The 17334-nt window shown below is 65.5% G+C and carries 13 protein-coding genes and 1 pseudogene; 5 read left to right on the top strand and 9 right to left on the bottom strand.

Annotated features, from left to right (window positions below):
* The first annotated feature begins 44 nt into the window (after positions 1-44).
* Complete coding sequence (locus tag CCS01_RS03870) at positions 45-839, top strand: SDR family NAD(P)-dependent oxidoreductase (RefSeq protein ID WP_104517511.1); 795 nt, start codon at positions 45-47, stop codon at positions 837-839.
* Positions 839-1624 carry an enoyl-CoA hydratase gene (locus CCS01_RS03865; protein ID WP_158258217.1) on the top strand — a complete coding sequence of 262 codons (786 nt, stop codon included), beginning with the start codon at positions 839-841 and terminating at the stop codon, positions 1622-1624. Before CCS01_RS03870 ends, CCS01_RS03865 begins: the two co-directional genes overlap by 1 nt.
* A 619-nt stretch (positions 1625-2243) precedes the next feature.
* Here the strand turns inward: CCS01_RS03865 and CCS01_RS03860 are convergent.
* Both CCS01_RS03860 and CCS01_RS35975 read right to left on the bottom strand, forming a co-directional pair.
* On the bottom strand, positions 2244-3779 hold the full coding sequence (locus CCS01_RS03860) for an acyl-CoA synthetase (RefSeq protein ID WP_104517509.1): 1536 nt from the start codon (positions 3777-3779) through the stop codon (positions 2244-2246).
* 125 nt (positions 3780-3904) lie between these two features.
* Positions 3905-4573, bottom strand: a pseudogene (locus tag CCS01_RS35975) (cytochrome P450); the annotation flags it as partial.
* A 655-nt stretch (positions 4574-5228) separates the two neighbouring features.
* Here CCS01_RS35975 and CCS01_RS03850 point away from each other — a divergent pair.
* The 3 genes from CCS01_RS03850 to CCS01_RS03840 all read left to right on the top strand — a co-directional run bounded on the left by CCS01_RS03850 (position 5229) and on the right by CCS01_RS03840 (position 8450).
* Positions 5229-6410, top strand: a complete 1182-nt coding sequence (locus CCS01_RS03850; protein ID WP_104517507.1) for a thiolase C-terminal domain-containing protein — start codon at positions 5229-5231, stop codon at positions 6408-6410.
* 92 nt (positions 6411-6502) lie between these two features.
* The gene (locus CCS01_RS03845; RefSeq protein WP_204848134.1) at positions 6503-6844 is read left to right on the top strand and encodes an OB-fold domain-containing protein; all 342 of its coding nucleotides are present in this window, start codon (positions 6503-6505) and stop codon (positions 6842-6844) included.
* A 781-nt stretch (positions 6845-7625) separates the two neighbouring features.
* On the top strand, positions 7626-8450 hold the full coding sequence (locus tag CCS01_RS03840) for an acyl-ACP desaturase (protein ID WP_104517505.1): 825 nt from the start codon (positions 7626-7628) through the stop codon (positions 8448-8450).
* A 109-nt stretch (positions 8451-8559) separates the two neighbouring features.
* Here CCS01_RS03840 and CCS01_RS03835 read toward each other — a convergent pair whose 3' ends face one another.
* The 7 genes from CCS01_RS03835 to CCS01_RS03805 form a co-directional block, all read right to left on the bottom strand.
* Positions 8560-9657, bottom strand: coding sequence for a c-type cytochrome (locus CCS01_RS03835; protein ID WP_158258216.1), 1098 nt, complete (start codon positions 9655-9657; stop codon positions 8560-8562).
* A 56-nt stretch (positions 9658-9713) separates the two neighbouring features.
* Positions 9714-11432: a PQQ-dependent dehydrogenase, methanol/ethanol family gene (locus tag CCS01_RS03830; protein ID WP_104517503.1), complete on the bottom strand. Its 1719-nt coding sequence runs from the start codon at positions 11430-11432 to the stop codon at positions 9714-9716.
* Positions 11433-11539: 107 nt separating this feature from the next.
* Positions 11540-12169, bottom strand: coding sequence for a glutathione S-transferase family protein (locus CCS01_RS03825; protein ID WP_104517502.1), 630 nt, complete (start codon positions 12167-12169; stop codon positions 11540-11542).
* Positions 12170-12217: 48 nt separating this feature from the next.
* Positions 12218-13141 (bottom strand): substrate-binding periplasmic protein, encoded by a 924-nt coding sequence (locus tag CCS01_RS03820; protein WP_158258215.1) that lies wholly within the window; start codon positions 13139-13141, stop codon positions 12218-12220.
* Entirely contained in the window at positions 13138-13479 is a 342-nt protein-coding gene (locus tag CCS01_RS03815; RefSeq protein ID WP_104517500.1) for a c-type cytochrome, read from the bottom strand. Before CCS01_RS03815 ends, CCS01_RS03820 begins: the two co-directional genes overlap by 4 nt.
* A gap of 65 nt (positions 13480-13544) precedes the next feature.
* On the bottom strand, positions 13545-15203 hold the full coding sequence (locus CCS01_RS03810) for a PQQ-dependent dehydrogenase, methanol/ethanol family (RefSeq protein WP_104517499.1): 1659 nt from the start codon (positions 15201-15203) through the stop codon (positions 13545-13547).
* A 165-nt stretch (positions 15204-15368) separates the two neighbouring features.
* A complete protein-coding gene (locus CCS01_RS03805; protein WP_204848133.1) occupies positions 15369-16607 on the bottom strand; it encodes a serine hydrolase domain-containing protein in 1239 nt (412 codons plus the stop codon).
* Positions 16608-17334: the final 727 nt, after the last annotated feature.

Here is a 17334-nt window from a genome sequence, read left to right as displayed (position 1 = left end):
ATGAACTGGTTGCCAAACCGTTAATAAGCCGCAGGAGGAAGCAGATGATCGCATTGCAGGACCGGTTCGCCGGAACAGTGGCCGTGGTGACCGGCGCCGCTTCCGGCATTGGGCTGGCGATTGCCAGACGCCTGCTGGCGGAGGGCGCACAAGTCGTCGGCGCCGATCTTCAACCGATTGAAGACCTGGGCGACCGCTTCGTTGGGGTCGAAGGCGACGTGACCAGGGAAGCGGCAGCCGAGGCGCTGGTGGCCACGGCGGTGGACCGGTTCGGCGCCGTCCACGCTGCCTTCAACGTCGCCGGCGGTTCCCGCCCCGGGTATATCGTCGACCTGTCCGAAGCCGACTGGGACTTCACCGTCGATCTGTGCCTCAAGGGCGTGTTCCTCGGCATGAAGCACCAGGCGCGGCAGATGATGCGGCAGGGCGGCGGCAGCATCGTCAACATCGCCTCGTTGAACGCGCATGTGCCGATGCATGCCGGGTCCGCCTACGTGGCCGCCAAGGCCGGTGTGGAGATGCTCAGCCGCAACGGCGCGCTGGAGCTGGCGGACTACGGCATCCGGGTGAATGCCGTCCTGCCCGGCCTGGTGCAGACGCCGCTGACGCGCCGCCATTTCGACAATCCCGACGCCCTGGCGGCCTTCATGCAGCGGGTTCCAATGGGCCGCCCGGCGCAGCCCGAGGAGATTGCCGCGCCTGCTCTGTATCTGGCCAGCGCGGACGCCAGCTACGTCAACGGCGCCAGCCTGCTGGTGGATGGCGCCTGGGCGGTCAGCGGCTACCCGGACATGCGGCCGTTCCGCGGGCCTGTCGCCTGGAACCAGGGGGCAAGATGATGAGCGAACCCCCCGTCATCGTGCGGCGTGACCATGACGGCGCCGTCGCCACCGTCTCGATCAACAACCCGGCGCGGCTGAACTGCCTGGGCACGCCGCAGATCGCTGCCTTCATCGACGCCGTGACCGCGTTGGCAGACGATCCGGACCTGCGGGTTTTGATCGTCACCGGGGAGGGTGAACGCGCGTTCATAGGCGGGGCGAACCTGATGGAACTGGGCGCGCTCGATCCGCCGAAGTCGCGCGATTTCCTCACGCTGATCCACCGCATGTGCAAGGTGTTGCGTGACCTGCCGGTGCCGGTGATTGCGCGCGTCAACGGCTTCTGCCTGGGTGCCGGGCTGGAGGTGATGGCCGCCTGCGATATGCACCTCGCCAGCGACGCCGCTTCGTTCGGCATGCCCGAGGTGCGGATCGGGCTGCCGTCCGTGGTCGAGGCGGCCCTGCTGCCGCAGCTTATCGGCTGGGGGCGGACCAAACTGCTGCTCTACACCGGCGACACGATCGATGCGCGAACCGCGCTGGACTGGGGTCTGGTGGAGAAGGTCGCCCCTGCCGCCGAACTCGATACGGCCCTGGACGCCTGGATCGGCGCGATCCTGGAATCCGGCCCGCGTGCCGTTCGCCTGCAGAAGGAACTGATCCGCGAATGGGAAGCGATGCCAGTCGGCGATGCGATCGAAGCCGGCATCCGCTGCATCGTCCGTGCCTACCAGACTGACGAGCCGACCCGCATGATTGGCCAGACGATCGAGCGGTTGCGGGCGCGTAAAGGCGGCCGCTAAACCGCGCGCCGGAAGAGTCGATCCTATTGGACGTGGCGGAGGGTGCTCCGCCGCTTGCCTTGGCCATGGGCCGCAACGACCGGGGGGCTGGGTCTTTGGCGGATGGTGCCAGCGTCATCCGGAACCGTCCGTGCTTGTTCATCCTTCCGTAATTTTCAACACGGAGAAAGCGGAGGACCACAAAGGGCCACGAAGACCGGACCTTGCTGGCGGATCGGGACCTGGCCAGCCGCATGATCGGGCTGGCGCATCGCAGCGACGGCGCAGGCATGCCCAGATGCCGCGTGCCTGAAGGCGGGGCGGCACTGCTTCATTGTCTGACGCGTTCACACCCCTTCGTGGCCCTTCGTGATCCTCCGTCGTCCTCCGTGTTGAAAATCGGTAGGCGATCCAGGCTCCGCCGCCTTCGACCCACCCGGGACAGCCGCACCGCTTGCCACAAACGCCCTTTGCCGTTCGGCCCGCCATCCACGCCTTGCCATGCCGATATCAGCAAGGGGTGGATGGCGGGTCTCCGCCCACCATGACGTTGTGGCAACGGCCATGCCCCTGGCCGCCTTAGTCAGAGCCTATGCGGCTCGTCCGGGCCATCACGATGAGGCGGCGCGGTCGCCCTGTCTCAACCGGCCTGCGGCCTGCTGTCGTAACCCGCCGCCGCGTCCCCAAACTGCAGCCGCAACGTCGGCTTGTGCACCTTGCCTGTGGCGTTGCGCGGCAGCGCGTCGGTGAACACCACCGAATGCGGCAGCTTGTAGCGGGCCAGGCTGGCGGCGCAATGAGCGACGACATCGGCCTCGGACAATGACTGCCCTGGCCTGAGCACCACCACCGCCCGCCCGACCTCACCCCACCGTCCATCGGCTATGCCGATGACCGCGGCCTCGGCGATGGCCGCGTGCTGGTACAGCACGTTTTCCACCTCCGCCGGATAGACGTTCTCGCCGCCCGAGATGTACATGTCCTTCCAGCGATCGACGATGAAATAGTAGCCCTCGTCGTCGACCATGGCGGCATCGCCGGTGTGCAGCCAGCCGTCGGTGAAGGCGGCCGCGGTGGTTTCGGGCTGATTCCAGTAGCCCCTGGTGATGTTGGGTCCCCTGACCCAGAGTTCGCCGACAGTGCCTGGCGGCACCTCCGCGCCGTCCTCGCCGGCGATGCGCGTTTCCATGTGCAGCCCTGGCTTGCCGGCCGATCCGGCCTTGCGCACCGCATCCTCCTTGTCGAGGACCAGCACCAGCGGACTGGTTTCGGTCATGCCGTAGCCCTGCTGCAGGATAACGCCGTGTGCCGCCCAGGTTCGCAGGATTGCGTCGGGAGTCGGTGCGCCGCCGATGCCGGCGAACACCAGCCGGCTCAGGTCGGTTTCGCCAAACCGGCGGTGCTGTGCCATGAACTGGTAGTTCGCCGGCACGCCAAAGACGTGCGTGATGCCGACGGACGGATCGCCGATGAGTTGCAGCGCCTCGCCGGCGTCGAAGTTCCGCATGATCAGCACCGTGCCGCCAACCTGGAACACCGGATAGGAAAACACATTCAGCCCGCCAGTATGGAACAGCGGCAGCAGCCCGAAGAACACCGTCGATCGCCCGATGCCGGCCATGCTCATGCTGTGGACGGTGTTCCAGAAGTTCATGCCGTGGGTGATGATCGCGCCCTTGGGCCGCCCCGTCGTGCCGGACGTGTAAAGAATGGTCGAGATATCATCCAACGTCGCGGCCACCGGCTTGTCGAGCCGCGGCCCGTCCAGCGCAAGCTGCTCGAACGCGGCGCCGAGCGGGCAGAGCTGACGCGCACCGAGTTCCTGCGTCCGTTCGGCGAATTCCGGATCGTGGACCAGCAGCGCCGGGTCGCAGTCGGCCAGAATCGCTTTCAGTTCCGCGTTTGCCAGCCGCCAGTTCAGCGGGACGAAGATCGCGCCGATACGGCCGCAGGCGAACTGAACCTCGAACGTATCGGTTGTGTTGGGCGCCAGCACCGCGATCCGATCGCCCGGCCCGATACCGAAGCGCGATCGGAACGAGCCGGCCAGGCGCGCGATCCGGTCGTCGAACGCCTTGTAGGTATGCCGCCGCCCGGTTGCCAGATCCACGGCCGCCAGCGACTGCGGCCGGCGCATGGCGTGATGAGCGATGGCGTCATAATAGGGTATCGACATGGTCAGCCTCGCTGCGGTCAGGCCGGGATGCGAACAGGCAACGCGCTGATCGAGCGCAGGATGTTGGAATAGACCCGCACCGGCGGCCCCATCACCTCGATCATCGGCCAGTCGCGCTGGAGGATTTCCTCCCACAGGATCGTCAGTTGCATCTCCGCCAGCCGGTTGCCGACGCAACGATGGATGCCGAAGCCAAACGACAGATGCTGGCGGGGGCGCGCCCGGTCGATGACGAAATCCTCAGGGCGTTCGATGGCGTCCTCGTCGCGGTTGCCCGAGATGTACCACATGGCGACTTTGTCGCCCTTGCGGATCGTCTTGCCGGCCACCCGGGTGTCTTCAAGCGCCGTGCGGCGCATGTGGATCACCGGCGTCTGCCAGCGGATGACCTCCGGTATCATGCTGGTCACCAGCGCCGGATTCGCGCGCAGCTTGCGATATTCATCGGGATACTGGTTCAGCGCCAGCAGGCTGCCCGACATCGAATTGCGCGTCGTGTCGTTGCCGCCGACGACCAGCAGCATGATGTTGCCCATGAACTCGTGCGGGCGCGACGGCAGGTCGCGCGTGGCCTCGCCGTGCGCCAGCATCGAGATCAGATCAGGCCGCGGCGGCTGCTTCGCCCGCTCGTGCCAGAGCGCGGCGAAGTATTCCAGCGCCTTGTCGAGGATCTGGTTGCGCTTTGCTTCGGAATCGACCTCGGTGCCGGCGCGCGTGTTGGCGGTGGCGATATTGGACCAGTAGGTCAGCTTGCGCCGTTCCTCGAACGGGAAGTCGAACAGGGTCGCCAGCATCTGCGTGGTCAGCTCGACCGAGACGCGATCGACCCAGTCGAACGTTTCACCGCGCGGCAGGCTGTCCAGGATGCGCCCGGTGCGCTCACGTATCGTATGCGCCAGCTTCGCCAGGTTGCCCGGGGCGACAATCGGCGAGACGGTCTTGCGCTGCTCGTCATGCTTCGGCGGATCCATGGAAATGAAACTTGGCCGCCGGAAATCCATCGGCAGGTCGCGCAGCACGATGCCGCCCATCAGCGCGTCGGACGAAAACGCCTGGTGATTGGTATCGACCGACATGATGTCGCGATAGCGCGTGACGGACCAGTAGGAGCCGTAGATGCCCTTTTCGCACCAGTGCACCGGATCCTCCCGGCGCAGGCGCTCGAAATAGGGGCGCCAGGTATCGTCCTGGTACAGATGCGGGTTGCTCACATCAATCTGATCGATCGCCGTGGCGTAAGCATCATGCCGCGCATCGACATGGACGGGTGCGTTCATTGTCGGCCTCCCTGTTCGGACGGTTCACGCTCTGACGTCGCTGTTGTTCGTCCAATCTGCCAAGCATAACGCAGATTTCCACAGATGGTGGAACAGGAATGTGCGATGCGGGCGGCCGCTCTGGCCATCCCCGCAGAGCCGTGCGTACAATCGAGCCGGGAGAAAGAAACGCATGACAGAACGAACGCTACGCGGACAGGCAGTGATCGCCGGCATTGGCGAAACGACCTATTACAAGCATGGCCAGTCGCCCGACAGCGAGTTCAAGCTCGCGCTGATGGCGATCCTGGCGGCGGCGAAGGATGCCGGCATCGATCCGAAAAACATCGACGGATTCACCTCCTATTCCAACGACCGCAGCGACCCGTCCCGCCTGGCGGCCGCGCTCGGCACCCGGGAACTGCGGTTTTCCAATATGCAGTGGGGCGGCGGCGGCGGCGGCGTCGCGGCGGCGGTGGGCAACGCGGCGGCGGCGGTCGCCACCGGCATGGCCAACTGCGTCGTGGCGTTCCGCGCCCTGGCGCAGGGGCAGTTCGCGCGCTTCGGCCGCGGCAGCGGCGCGCCGCTGGCAGCCGGTGACGACGCCTTCACAGTTCCCTATGGCGTAATGTCCCCGGCGCAGAAATTCGCCATGAAGGTCACGCGCTTCATGCATGACCACGGCGTGAAGCAGGAGGCGCTGCGGGCGATCTCACTGGCGTCCTACCATCACGCGCAGAACAATCCGCGCGCGGTGATGTACGGCCGACCACTGGACGAGGCGAAGTACGACGCGTCACGCTGGATCGTGGAGCCGTTCCACCTGTTCGACTGCTGCCTGGAAAACGATGGCGCCGCCGCGGTGATCATCATGCCGGCGGACCGCGCCAGGGATCTGCCACACAAGGCCAGCTACCTTCTGGGCGTCGCCAGCGGCTCCGACCACCGCTGCGCCGCGCCGGTGCACAACGGCCCGAACTATGCCAGTTCCCACTTCGCAACGGTTGCGCCGCATTTGTACGAGATGGCGAAGCTCGGTCCGAAGGATATCGGTGTCGTCCAGTGCTATGAGAATTTCACCGGCGGCGTGCTCATGAGCCTGGTGGAGCATGGGTTCTGCGCGCCGGAGGAGGCCAACGACCTGCTGCGGCTGGAAAACCTGATTGCGCCGACTGGCCGGATGCCGCTCAACACCAGCGGCGGCAACCTGGCCGAGTGCTATATGCACGGGCTGGAACTGGTGAACGAAGCGGTGCGCCAGATCCGCGGCGTCTCGGTCAACCAGGCGCCGCGCAACGATACCGTCATCGTCGTCGGCGGACCCATGGTCACGCCTGTCAGTTCCTTGATTCTGGGGTCGGAGGCCGCACTCTGATGTCGTATTTGCCGGAAGGCTTGCCCATCCCGTCAGCCGGAGCCGATGGCCTGTCCACGCCCTATTGGGAGGGCACGCGGCGTGAAAAACTGATGATCCAGTTCTGCCGCGGCTGCAAACACTGGCAGTGGGGCCCGGAATGGATCTGCCATCGCTGCAACAGTTTCGACCGTGACTGGCGGGAGGTCGCGGGCAAAGGCGTCATCTACAGCTACCAGCGCGTCTGGCATCCCGTGCATCCGGCGCTGAACGGGCATGGTCCGTACATCGCCGTCCTGGTGGAACTCCCCGCCGCCGACAACGTCCGGATGATCGGCAATCTGCTGGGTGACCCGAAGCAGGACGTGCCGATCGGCGGCACGGTGGAGGCGGTGTTCGAGCACCATGCGTCCGCCAGTCCACCCTATAGTTTGGTGCACTGGCGGCTGGTCTGACCTCTGGACCGAGCCAGAATAACTGATCCATGGAAGCCGGCGGAGCGGTTATTTCTCTCCAGGCATTGAAGGAAGCGTCGGGGAGTAACCGCGTCATCGGGTGCAGGGCGCCGGCGCCCCAGCGTCATGGCGGGTGCAGGCCCCATTGGCGTTAAAATAGCGTGGCGGCGGCACGATGCTTGCCATTCCGCCATGGCCCGGCTTGTCCGGGCCACCTGTCGCGGCACAGTGCTGGAATAGGTGGCCCGGACAAGCCGGGCCATGACGAGGAGGCAACAGCCAGCCCCATTTTTAACGCCAATGGGGTGCAGGCCCGCCATCCACGCCTTTGCCGCGATCAGCATCGCGAGGCGCGGATGATCCGCCTCCGCGGACCATGACGGGAAGAGGGCGGTGGCCCACGCCCAACGACGTGGTCATTCCCTGACGGCCCTTCAGCATCGCGGCCGCACGGGCTGGTCAGGGCGGGTGCCGTCGGAAGCTCGACCCCCACTTGCTTCCGCCACGAGTTCGTGATCAGCTGTTATCGCGCCGCCCGGCACCGCCACGGCACGCCATCGGTAGCCGCGCACCCGGACTGCCGCACATCGCGTCACCATCGCCGCCGGACCGGGCGCACCGTCCGGCAGCACAGCCCACCGCCACCTGTTGCCGAATAGCCACAACATGGCCCAACCGTCATGCAACAGCGGTTTAACCGCCGCTGCAATATTTCTATATTCGACAGCGAAAGCCCTTTCCGCGGCCGGGACCGCGGATCGACAACGGGGACTGAAGCAGGATGAAGCACTGGCGGATCGAGGATGTGGACTGGGATCGTTTCGATCCCTCGGCCGTGGACCCGGCCATCGTGCCCCTGGTCAAAGCCGCCGCCATGGTCGAGCGCAACGGCAAGGACTACGCCCTTTACCTCAGCGGCGTGTTCCGCGACGACCCCGACTTCCGGCAAGCCGCCGACAGCTGGGCGCTGGAGGAGGTCCAGCACGGCGACGCCCTGGCGAAATGGGCCTCCCTGGCCGATCCCGCATGGGACTATGAGGCCGCGTTCCACCGCTACCGCACCGGCTACGCCATCAAGACCGATGTCGAAGCCTCGATCCGCGGCTCCCGCACCGGCGAGCTGATCGCCCGCTGCATGGTGGAAACCGGCACCTCCAGCTACTACAGCGCCCTGGGCGAGGCAGCGACGGAGCCCGCGCTGAAGCAGGTCTGCAAGCTGATCGCCGCCGACGAATACCGCCACTTCAAGCTGTTCTACGACCACATGCGCCGCTACCTGTCGCGTGAGAAGCTTGGCGTGCTGACCCGCCTGCGCATCGCCGTGGGCCGCATCGGCGAGTCGGAGGACGACGAACTCGCCTATGCCTACCACTGCGGCAATGAACCCGAGACGCAACCGTTCCAGCACGCCCGCTGCACCGCCGCCTACATGGCCCGTGCCATGGCCTTCTACCGCTACCACCACATCGAGCGCGGCACCGGCATGATCCTCAAGACTGTCGGCTTGCCGCCGCGCGGCCGGCTGTCCGGCCTGATGACCAGGGGCGCCTGGCACCTGCTGCGCTGGCGCCAGGGCCGCTTCGAGCAGCAGCTCCGCACCGCCTGATCAGCGGCGGCTGCGTAGGGCGGCGGTTGGAGAAGGATGTGGTGCCCGGTCCGTTGCCACCCGCCCGGCCATGACGGAGAGAGAACGGCCTGGCCCATCACGACAGCCTTCACTGGCTCGGGCCACCGGCATCATTGCTCGCCGTCGCCGGCGGCTTGTCCTGGATGGTCGTCAGGAACGCCAGGATCTTGTGGAAATCCTCGTCGGTGAACACGTCGCGCCAGTTCGGCATCCCCTTGCTGACCCGGCCGTGCGTCACCGTGTAGAAGAACGTCTCGGCCATCTTGTCGCCGTAGCGCGTCCGCAGCAGGCGTAGGTTGCGGCGCTGCTCGCCCTGCACGGCGTCATGTCCGTGACAGTGGGCGCAGGTCGTGTTGAAGATCTGCCGCCCCTCGGCGACATCCGCGGCCGAAGCGGTGGGTTCGGCCATCACCTCCTCGGCGCCCGGTGAAGTCCCGGCCTGCTCCGGCGCCGAAGCGACAAGGCCATAGCGCACCGACAGTGCCTTCACTGCCGGCTGCAGCCGATCGAGCGCCTGGTTCACGGCGTCACGCAGCGCCACCTGGTTGCGCGGGAAGCCGATGGCGGCCTCCCACCGCATGTGCGGACCCTCGACCGGCACCACTTGGTAAGCGTGATGCAGCTTGCTGATGTCCACCCAGCGGGCCGAGGCGCCCCAGATGAACGCCGCGTCCGCCTTGCCGTCCACCAGGTCCTGCATCGCCTCCTCCGGCGACATCGCCGTGACAAGCTGCACGTCGTTCCACGTCGCCAGCCGGCTCTGCGGCGGCGAACCCCACTGCACCGCCACCCGATGCCCGTGCAGCCCGTCAACCGACGTCAGGTGCATCGCCGGCGGCGCCACCAGCGCGTAGCCCAGCCGCGCAACCGGCTGCGAGAAGATCAGCCGCGGCCCCATGAACTCCGGCGTGTCCGGCACGCCCACGAACCCGTCGCACTGCCCGGTCAGCAGCTTCTTCCGGATCTGCCGCTTGGTGTAGTACGTCGGCACCCACACCGCCTGGAACCGCCGCCCCAGCGCCTGCGCGATCTCCTGCCCGAGTTCGATATAGAACCCCGGCGTCGCCTGATTCGCGCTGCTGAACGGCAGGTTGTCGGGATCGGCGCAGAGCCGCAGCGGTGCCGGTTCGTCCGCCCTGGCGGCGCAGGCGAACCAGCAAAGCAGGCAGGCGGCCAATGCCAACACGCGCCGCCTGCCCCCAGGAGTCAAACGTCCCACTACAAAGTAAACCAAACGTCGCACTACAGCGTGAACACGAACAACGTGCCACCTTCCGGCGTGGCCGCCATGATCTTCTTGCCGACTTCACCCATGAACGCGGGAGGCGACTCCGCCCGGCCCGTCAGGATGGCGACGTACTGCTTGCCATCGACCGAGAACGTCATCGGCCCCGCGCCCATGCCGCTGCCAACGTTCATCTGCCACAGCGGTTTGCCGGTCTTCGCATCCAGCGCATGGAAAATTCCGTTGATGTCGCCAAAGAACACCAGGTTCCCCGCCGTCGTCATCGTGCCGCCGTTCCACGGCAGCGGCAGGTTCATCGTCCAGGCCGGCTTCTGCGTTGCCGGATCCAGCGCCAGCAGCTGGCCCAGGTGGTCGCCATGCCCCGGGTTGACCGAGAAGTCGTTTCCAAGATAGAAGGACCCGCGCCGGTACGTCACCTCGGCAGTCTGCATGTCCTGGCACATGTTGTTGGTGGTCACGTACACCAGGCCGGTCTCGGGATTGAACGACATCGGCTGCCAGTTCTTGCCGCCCATCCAACTCGGGCAGATGTCGGTGGTCTTGGCATCCATGTGCGGCCGTTTCGCCGGATCCTCGATTGGCCGGGCCTTGGCGATGTCGTAGCTCTTCGCCCAGTTCACCGGCACGAACGGCTTGGCCGAGATCAGCTTGCCGGTGTCCCGGTTCGCGACGAAGAAGAACCCGTCGCGATCCGCCTTCATCATCACCGGCGTCTTCTTCCCGTCGATGGTAATGTCGGCCAGCACCAGCTCGTTGACGCCGTCGTAGTCCCAGGCTTCCGCCGGAGTCGATTGCAGCGCCCACTTGATCTTGCCGGTGTCGCCGTCCAGCGCCAGCGTGCTGGAGGTGTACAGGTTGGTCAGCTGCCCGTAATCCGAAGTACCCGTGCTGCGCACTGCCGCGTTCCACGGCCCGGGATTGCTGGTGCCATAGAACACCGTGTTGGTCTGCGGATCATACGACCCGACCTGCCACGCCGCCCCGCCGCCGTGCTTCCAGCTGTCGCCCTTCCAGGTGTCGTTGCCCGGCTCGCCCGGACCAGGAATCGTATAGGTCTTCCATACCTGCTTCCCGGTCTTCAGGTCGTAGGCCTGCAACGCCCCGCGCGCGCCATACTCGCCGCCGGCATAGCCGATGACCGCCAAATTCTTCACGATCGTCGGCGGCGAGGTGATGGCCATGCCCCCCTTGTAGTCCACCACTACGGTGTTCCAGACCGGCTTGCCGGTCTTCGCATCCAGCGCGATCAGGTGCGCATCCAGCGTGCCGAACAGGATCTTGCTGTCGGCATACGCCACGCCGCGGCTGTCGAGGTCGCAGCACACGAACGGATCCACGTCCTCGGCGATCACCGGCTGGTACTGCCAGCGGATCTTCCCGGTCTTCGCATCCAGCGCATAGACGCTGCGCGGCCCGGACGAGCTCGAAACATACAGCGTATCGCCAATGACAATCGGCGTCGCCTCGTTCGAGCGCAGCGCGCCGAGCTGGAACGCATAGGCCAGCTTGAGCTGCCCGACATTCTGGTCGTTGATCTGCTTCAGCGGGCTGAACCGCGTATTGGCCTGCGTGCGGCCATAACTCGGCCAGTTGTTTGGATTCTGCAACGCCTGGTTCAGCGCCTCATCCGCGACCGCCGGCGCCGCGGTGATCAGGCCAAGCGCGAGCGCAAGACCCGATGCGCTTCCAACCCATGATTGACGCTTCCGCCTCATGACGATCCCCCCTGTTCTTCCATTATTCTGCATGGCATCCGGTCGGCGAGCGATCTGAACTGAAGCCCGCGGCGCGGTATTGGTCAAGTCCCGCGCCCGGGCGGCGATCAGGCCCTGGCGCTCGGGCGCTGGTTCACGTCGTCGTACCAGCGCTGCAGGTGGCGGCAGGCGTCAGGGATTTTCACGTCGCTCCAGCCCGCGAAGTCCACCGCAGCCAGGGTCGTTGCATCCGCAATGGTGAACCGCTCGCCCGCAACGAAGGTATTGTAGGCAAGCTGGCGATCGAACTTGGTGAAGAACCGCTCCAGCCTGGCGCGGCCACGGTCACGCAGTTCCGGAATCGCCGGAATGGCGTCGGCCGCGCCCGGCAGGCCGCGTTCCGCGAACTTCGGGTGCGTATTACGGAACAGCTCCGAGGCGGGAAGCATGCCTTCTTCGTTCGCCCGCTTCTCCCACATGTCGACGATCGCCTTGTCCCTGGCGTCGGTGCCCATCAGCGGCGGCTCGGGATTCAGTTCCTCGAAGTAGCGCGCGATCGCCATCGCCTCGCCGATTTGCGTGCCGTCGTCCAGTTCCAGCATCGGCACCATGGCATGCGGATATTTCTGCCTGAACCAAGGCGCGAGCGTCAGGTCGTCCTGCCCGACTTCCACCAGGTCGACCCTGATGCCCTTCTCCGCCAGGTAGATGTGCAGACGGCGCGGATTGGGCGCGATGTGCCAGTCATAGATCTTCATCCTGACCCCTCCCTGTGCATCGGTTCTTGTTCTTGAATCGGTAAAGCTTCAGTCGCCCTGCAACGCCGCCAGATGCACGTCCGGCAGCACGTCCGGCGAGCGCGGCGGGATATACGTCAGCCCGGCCTGCTGCGCCATCGGCGCCAGCGCGTCATGCGCCTTCAGGTCCGCCAGTGCGGCATCGACCTGGCGGATCAGGGTGGCGCTGCCGGCCAGGCCGACAAAACCCATGTTGAATCCAAGCGAATGGGCATACCCCGACAGCGCCAGCCCGTCCGTGCCGTTGTGCAGCCGCCACGCATCGACGGCTCGCATGTCGACGAACGCCGCATCGATCTCGCCGGCCCGCAGCTTCGCGAACAGGGCCCGCGAGTCCGGCAGGTGCACGATCCGGTTCGCCAGCAGGCCGCCATCATAGCGCATCGCGATCGCATCGGCCAAAGTCGCGGTCTGCACGCCGATACGCAACCCGTCCAGATCCGCCAGCTTCCGCACCGGCCGGTCGGCATGGCTTTTGCCAAGAACGACGGTCAGCGTGTCGAAACGATAGGGCTGCGTCGGCATCAGTGCGCCCAGCTTCACCCAGCGCTTGCGGTCATCCGGCTTCGCGCCGTCGAACGGCGGCAGTTTCCCGGTCGGGGACAACGGACGAGCCAGGGCGCCCGCGGTCAGCGGATACTCCGCCACAAGCTGGCAGTGCCCGTCCGACAGCAGCGCGTTGGCTTCCTTGGCCGGATTGGCATCCGGATCATCACGGCTGACGAACCATTGAATCTGCAGGCCGCGGTCCAGCCGATCGGCGATGGCCCGGGACAACGCCAGATCGAACCCAGCCGGCTTGTCGTCAGTGCGGAACGAAAGCGGCGGGTTCCTCGTCTGCAGGCATACTGTCAGATCCGGCCTGCCGGCCGCCCGCGCCCCGGCCGATCCGGCCAGCAGCATCGCCAGCAGAAGGGCAATCGGCGGTTTCATTTCGGCTCCACTCCCCCGGTCCGGACATAGGCCCAGACCGCCGCGATCTCGTCCGGACGCAGGATGTCCTTCCATGGCGGCATGGAATTCTTGCCGTTTCGCACCGAGTTGAAGAACCGCGCGCGTTCGTCATGAGGAAATTTGCGAAGGTCGAACGAGCCGTTGCCGGGATTGACCATGTGCGGTCCATGGCAATGCGAGCAGATGTCCCTGAAAAACTCTGCGCCTTTCTCCCACTCCGCCTTCGAGGGCGGCGGTTCCGGCGCATTGTGCGGCCACGCCGGCAGTGACAGGGTAAAGAAAATTGTGGCCGCAACCACACAGGCGGCAAATCTCATCCGGAACTCCAGGCAGGAAAACCACCGGAGGCGCCCCGCAACCGGGGCGCCTCCGGCAGGCACGCTTACTTCGCCAGAGCGAACACCCACAGCGAGCCGCCGGCCGGCACCTTGGACAGCCGCTCGTCGCCCGCGAACAGGTCATACACGCCGCCAATGCCGCTGGAGACCGCGACATACTGCACGCCGTCCTGCTCCCACGTTATCGGCTGGCCCTCGATGCCCGAGCCGGTCTTGAACTGCCACAGCTTGTGGCCGTTCTCGGCGTCGAACGCCTCGAGCTCGCCGGTCAGCTTGCCGGTGAACACCACGCCGCCGGCGGTGGACAGCACGCCGGAGAAGCGCGGGATATCGCTCGGCACTTCCCACTTCGACTTGCCGGTCAGCGGGTCGATCGCCTTCAGGAAACCGCGCGGACCCTTCGGCCAGATCCAGTCGATGTCCGCCCCCCAGTAGGGCAGGCCGGCGCGGTATTGCACGTCAACGGGCTTGTAGTGCATGCCGAAGTACAGCGTATTGGCATAGACCAGGCCGGTCTGCGGATCATAGGAAGTCGGGCTCCAGTTCTTGACACCCATGGCGCCCGGCCAGACATCCACCGCCTCGCCCTTGCGCACCTTGTCGGTGACCTCGCTGGGGATCGGCCGGCCGTCCTCGTCGATGCCCTTCGCCCAGGTCTGATGTCCGTACTGGTTGGCCGCGATCAGCTTGCCGTTGGTGCGATCCAGCACATAGTAGAAACCGTTCCGGTTGGCGTCCATCACCACCTTGGTGGGCTTGCCGCCGACATCCAGGTTCGCCAGCACCATTTCCGCGACGCTGTCATAGTCGTACGGATCGTTGGGCGAGAACTGGAAGTGCCACTTGATCTTGCCGGTCTTCGGATCCAGCGCCAGCACGGAGCACGTGTACAGATTGTCGCCCGGATGCTGCGTCGGGTTCCACGACCCGGTATTGCCGGTGCCCCAGTACACGGTGTGCAGCTCCGGATCGAACGAGCCGGTGATCCAGGTCGAGCCGCCACCGTGCTTATACGTGTCGCCCGGCCAGGTCTTGCCGTTCGGATCATCCGGTCCCGCAACGGTATAGGTGCGCCAGAGATGCTTGCCGGTATCCGGATCCCAGCCGTCGATGAAGCCGCGGATGCCATATTCCGCACCCGAAATGCCGGTGATCACCACCCCGTCGGCAACCAGCGGCGCCACCGTCTGGGAGTAGCCGTCCTTGAAGTCGATGACATGCGAGCGCCAGATCTCCTTGCCGGTCTTGGCGTCGAGCGCAATGACGTTGGCATCGAGCGTGGTGCGGAACACCTTGCCGTCGTACAGCGCCAGGCCGCGGTTGATGATGCCGCAGCAGACGATGCGCGGCGTCTCGGCCGGATACTCGACCTTGGTCTTCCAGATCTGGTTGCCCGTCTTGGCGTCGATCGCCATGGTCGCCGAATTGGTCGTGACGTACAGCACGCCCTTGTAGACCAGCGGCTGGGATTCCTCGCTCTTGTTGTCGTCGTAGCTGTAGTTCCAGACTGGCACCAGATGCTTGACCGTGTCGCGGTTGATCTGGGTCAGCGGGCTGTAGCGCTGAAGATTGTAGCCCATGCCGTAGTTCAGGACATCGGCCGTGTCCTTCTGCGAGCCCGCCATCAGTTCCTGGGCCGTCTGGGCATGGCCGGCCAGTGGCAAGGAAGCCGCAAGCGTCGCCGCCAACAAGAGCTTTCTCATGACATTTCCCCCGGACCTGGGTGTCCTTTATGGACACTCCATGTCTCCAACACTGATCCGCCCGCGTGGCTGACGCCATTCAGGAGGCGGACAATTTTGCGAGTACGCCAGGAGACCAGGCGGCGCTTGCCTGTCTCCTGGCGTTACGGTTTGTCAGGCTGCGGCTCAGGCCGGCGTCACGGCCCGATACAGCCCGCTCTCGAACTTCGCGAAAAGATCGAGCACGTGCGCATCGGCGAACGGCAGCAACTGCGACATGATCACGCCTGTAACCTTCTGGTTCGGATCGACCCAGAAATAGGTATTGAACAGCCCGGCCCAGGCGATGCTGCCCGCGCTGCGACCCGCCGGTCCCGGCTGCGTGTTGATGTCGAACGACAGGCCCCATTTCTGCACCATGCCGGGGAACAGGTTGGCGTCGTTGGACAGGTCCGGCTGCACCGTCTTAAGCGTCGTCACGTTCAGGTCGCCCATGTTGTTCTGCCGCATCAGCGCCACCGTCTCCGGCTTCAGCACCCGAGCGCCGTTGAACGTGCCGTCGTGCAGCAGCATCTGCGTGAACGCGATGTAGTTGCGCGGGGTACTGAACAGCGCGCCGCCGCCCATGAAGAATTCCGGACGCTGCGGCATCTCGAACGCCATCGGCTCCAGCGAGCCGTCCTGCCGCCGCTTGTACATCTGCGTCACCCGCGCCTTCTGCGGCGTGCTGATCAGGAAGCCGCTGTCGTTCATGCCGAGCGGGGCGAAGATGTGCTCGCGGAAATACACCTCCAGCGACTGGTCGCTGACCGCTTCGACCGCCTTGCCGACCCAGTCCATGTTGATGCCGTATTCCCAGCGGTCGCCTGGGTCGAATTCCAGCGGCGCCAGCAGCGAGGCATACTTGCAGGTGCCGACGTCCGGCAGGCCGGTCACCTTCTGGTAGCGGGTCAGGTTCGCGCTCCAGATCGCATAGGTGAAGCCGGCGGTGTGGGTCAGCAGGTGCCGCAGCGTGATCGGCCGTTTCGCAGGACGCAGTTTCGGCGCGCCGCTGGCGTCGAATCCCTCCAGCACTTTCGGCGACTGCAGGTCCGGCAGCAGCTTGCCGATTGGCTCGTCGAGCTGCAGCTTGCCCTGCTCGACCAGCTGCATCGCGGCGGTCGCGGTGATTGCCTTGGTCATCGAGGCGATCCAGAACAGGCTGTCGGCCGTCACGTTCGGCCCGAACGCGCCTTCATAAACGATGCCCCGGTCGTTCGCGCCGATGGCGACGATGCCCGGAACGGTCCGGGCGTTGACCGCCTGGCGCAGCGCCTGGTCGACTTCCTCGAGCGAATTGTTCAGCGCCGGCTCGGCGGCGGCCAGGGCGCGCCCGCCCGTCATTGCGGGGACCGAAGCGCCGGCGGCCAGTGTCGCGGCTGTCATGAGTACGTCACGGCGGCTTGGATACTTGGTTTTCATTGGTATTCCCCTCCCGGACTACTGTTGATAGACAGGCAGCGGAAAAAACCTGCGCCCAAAGCGCGAGGGGCGTCAAGAAGCGGGGCCAGAGCCTATACTTGGATACGATACAAGAGACAAAGTCGATGGAAAAAGAAAACCCCGCGGAAAAACGTTGTGTGTCCGCATTTTCGCCCGGGACGTCATAGACAAGAGTGGAACGGCACAGGCTCCGCCGGTTTGGCCCGGAATTGCGCGGCGATCAACGCCCGTTGCAAACGAAGGGCAGGGACATCGCCGCCGTGCTGCGCAGGGCAATGCCGCACAGGCTTGCATCGCCCTGGAACCTGATGTCATTGGCGGCGCCGCGCCTTTTCGGCTCTACGGGCTTCGCCGTGTCCTGACACGGAAATGCGGACTTGCAGCGGCGATGGCCGCGCGGAGCAAGGTCGTCTCTCTATCGTTATGGCCGGTGCCGGTTTCACCGACGGCAATCAAGCGAACACGGAGTTCCACGGTGTTTGCACGGAGTTGCACAGAGGAAGTGGATATTGCGCTGCGCGCGAAATCACCGGACGCAGCCAGGGGGACGACCATAGTGCGGGTGCCCCGGAAGACTCTGCGCAACTCCGTGGCATACTCCGTGCAACTCCGTGTTCGCTTGATTGCGGTGGCAACCCCACCCCCCCCCCGCATCCCGGTACGCACGACA

It is taken from the genome of Rhodopila globiformis (assembly GCF_002937115.1).
In the GTDB taxonomy this organism is placed as follows: Bacteria; Pseudomonadota; Alphaproteobacteria; order Acetobacterales; family Acetobacteraceae; genus Rhodopila; species Rhodopila globiformis.
This window is presented reverse-complemented; position numbering and strand designations above follow the sequence as displayed.